Raw genomic sequence first — 3,055 nt, forward strand, 5'->3', positions numbered from 1 at the left:
GTTGGCCTGGCGCGCGTTGTCGGCGTTCTGGGTGACGGTGGAAGTCAATTGCTCCATGGCCGACGCGGTTTCTTCCAGCGAGCCGGCCTGTTGTTCGGTGCGGTTGGACAGGTCCAGGTTGCCACGGGCGATTTCGTTGGAGGCGGTAGCAATGGTGTCGGTCCCCTGGCGCACCTCATTGACGATGTCGCGCAGGCTCTCGTTCATCACGCGCAGGGCTTCCATGAGGCGTCCGGTTTCATCGCGTCCGGCCGGGCGGATGCGCAGGGTCAGGTCGCCACGCGCCACGCGCTGGGCGATTTCCACCGCTTCCTTCAACGGGCGCGAGACATTGGCCGCCACCACGAAGGCCAGCAGTGAACCGATGGCCACCGTCGCCGCCAGCAAGCCCACGATCCAGCGCTGCGCCCCATGGAATACGCCCGAGGCTTCTTCATCGGCGCGCGCGCTGCCGCTGGCATTGAGCTTGACGATGGCGCTGAGGTTGCCGACCATCGCAGTGTAGAGCTTGGCAGATTCGCCGTTGAAGAGCGCGCGCGTCTCGTCATACTGCTGGTTGGCCGCCATCTCGGCCAGTTGCTCATCCACCTTCAGGTAGGCAGCCAGGTTCTTGCCGAACTGGGCGTACTGTTCCTTCTCCTCGGGCTCGGACATGCGCTGCTCGAACACCGCGCGCTGCTTGGCCAGCGCATCCAGCCGTTTCTTGATGGACTGGTTGGCGGCGGTACGCTCCTGGGGTGTCACCGCCGTGACCAGTTCCAGTTCATTGAGGCGCAGCGGTGGCAGCGAACCCTGCAGTTCGCGTGCGGCATCCATGGTCGGCATCCACTTGTTGACGATCTCGCCGGAAGCACTGTTGACCTGCTTGAGTTCCTTCATGGCGAACAGGCCCTGCAACAGGGTCAGCGCAATCACCACCGCAAAGGACAGCGCCAGCTTCTTGGCGATGTTGAGGTTGTAGAACCAGATCATGTCTTCCTCGCATTCGATTTATATCGTTTTCAGTGTCGGATCCGAACGATGCAGTCGAACGTTTCTGCGAGGCCGCCCGTTTGGCGTGCGGGCGTCAAGAGCAGCAACCGGCCGGGGGGCGTGGTTGCGGGAGCAATGAAGTGCTGGTGATGTCATGCTGTCATGCCGTCACGAAGCGTCGGCTTCCTGCCCATCCTGTCTCTCTTGTAGCCAGCGGCCTCCCTTGGCCGCCGGCGCTTGCTGTTCGATGGTCGCATGGCTGGATCGGGCTTGATCTTAACGACCGGCAAGATTTCCATCCAATGAAATTAATCATGCTGGCAATGCGTTAATTGATATCGATTGTTTGATATCGATGGTTGTCAGGATGTCGTACAAGATTATTCAATGAGGCATGATGGAAGACGGTGCAGCTGCAGTAAGATGTGCATAAAATTCACTTCTCCGCCTTTTTCGCACGATGCGCCGAAAGATTCCCTCCACCCAGGCCATGGCCGTCTTCGAGTCGGCCGCGCGGCACCAGAGCTTTACCAAGGCCGCCCAGGAAATGGCGGTGACGCAAAGCGCGGTCTGCCGCCAGGTGGCCGCGCTGGAAGAATTCCTGGGCCTGAAGCTGTTTCGCCGCACCAAGCGCGGCGTGCGCCTGACCGAAGCGGGCGTGAGCTACAGCCACCAGGTCGGCCAGCGCCTGGATGAAATCGAGCGCGATGCCCTGCACCTGATGTCGCGCGATGGCCATGGCGATACGCTGGAGCTGGGCGTGATGCCGACCTTCGCCACTCGGTGGCTGCTGCCGCGCCTGCGTTCCTTCCTGGAGGCGCATCCGGGCGTGACCGTCAACCTGCGGCCGCGCACCCGGCCCTTCCTTTTCGAAGAGACCAATCTTGATGCCACGCTCTACGCCGGGCAAGCCAGCTGGCCCGGCACCGAGGGCGTGTTCCTGATGCGCGAGAGCATGGTGGCCGTGGCCAGCCCCGAGCTCATCGGTGCCGGCCGCAAGCTGACTCCTACCGAGCTGCTGGCCTATCCGCTGCTGCAGCAGAGCACGCGGCCCTATGTGTGGCGGCAGTGGTTCGCTTCCTTCGGCATGCAGGTGCAGAACGACCTGGTAGGCACGCAGCTGGAACTGTTCTCCATGCTGACCCAGGCCGCCATCGTGGGCATGGGCGTGGCGCTGATCCCGCGCTTCCTGATCGAGGATGAATTGCGGCGCGGCCTGCTGGTGGTGGCAGTCGATCACGATTACCTGAGCACCCATTCCTACTACCTGATCTATCCCGAGCGCACCTCGGAGCGGCCCCTGCTGCGCCTGTTCCAGGAGTGGCTGGAGGAGCAGGCCAAGGCGTATCGCCTGCCCAGCGGATTGGGTTGAGCCGGTGTCCTGGAAGCTGTCTCGACAGGCGGAACCGGAGTGCGCAAAACGCACATGGTGATGCAAACAATTCGTTTGCGCCGGGGCGGGGCAGTCCGTATATTTTTGTCCACCGCCGCTGCGGTAGGACGGTCTGCGAAGACTGTGCTGCTGCAGCGATTTCTGATGCACAAAAGAGGCTTCCATGAGCAAAACGCAGCAACGACATGCATTCGATTACGCCGACCCCCTGATGCTGGAGCAGCAACTGAGCGACGATGAGCGCCAGGTCCGCGACGCCGCCCAGGCCTACTGCCAGGATCGCCTGGCCCCGCGCGTGCTGGAAGCCTTCCGCCACGAGAAGATGGATGTGAGCATCTTCCGCGAGATGGGCGAGCTGGGCCTGCTGGGCGCGACCATCGACGAGCAATACGGTGGCGCCGGGTTGAATTACGTTTGTTATGGCTTGATCGCGCGTGAAGTCGAGCGCGTCGATTCCGGCTATCGCTCCATGATGAGCGTGCAATCCTCGCTGGTGATGACGCCCATCAATGCCTTCGGCACCGAAGCGCAGAAACAGAAATACCTGCCCAAGCTGGCCAGCGGCGAATGGATAGGCTGCTTCGGCCTGACCGAACCCAACCACGGTTCCGACCCCGGCAGCATGATCACCCGCGCGCGCAAGGTGGATGGGGGCTACAGCCTGTCCGGCAGCAAGATGTGGATCACCAA

General features: G+C 62.2%; 3 protein-coding genes. 2 read left to right on the top strand and 1 reads right to left on the bottom strand.

Annotated features, from left to right (window positions below):
- A partial coding sequence (locus tag B3873_RS06245; RefSeq protein ID WP_286864692.1) for an MCP four helix bundle domain-containing protein occupies nt 1–972 on the bottom strand: 972 nt, incomplete at its 3' end.
- A 460-nt stretch (nt 973–1,432) separates the two neighbouring features.
- Here B3873_RS06245 and B3873_RS06250 point away from each other — a divergent pair.
- Nucleotides 1,433–2,344 carry a LysR family transcriptional regulator gene (locus B3873_RS06250; protein ID WP_039785990.1) on the top strand — a complete coding sequence of 304 codons (912 nt, stop codon included), beginning with the start codon at nt 1,433–1,435 and terminating at the stop codon, nt 2,342–2,344.
- A 184-nt stretch (nt 2,345–2,528) separates the two neighbouring features.
- The coding region (locus B3873_RS06255) for an acyl-CoA dehydrogenase family protein (RefSeq protein WP_286864696.1) at nt 2,529–3,055 on the top strand (527 nt) is incomplete at its 3' end.

The sequence above is a fragment of the Herbaspirillum sp. UBA812 genome (genome assembly GCF_002296545.1).
Taxonomy (GTDB): Bacteria; Pseudomonadota; Gammaproteobacteria; order Burkholderiales; family Burkholderiaceae_D; genus Herbaspirillum; species Herbaspirillum huttiense.

Excerpts from the sequence above, each read along its gene's own strand:
- B3873_RS06250 (WP_039785990.1), top strand. The coding sequence starts at position 1,433 with ATGCGCCGAAAGATTCCCTCCACCCAGGCCATGGCCGTCTTCGAGTCG.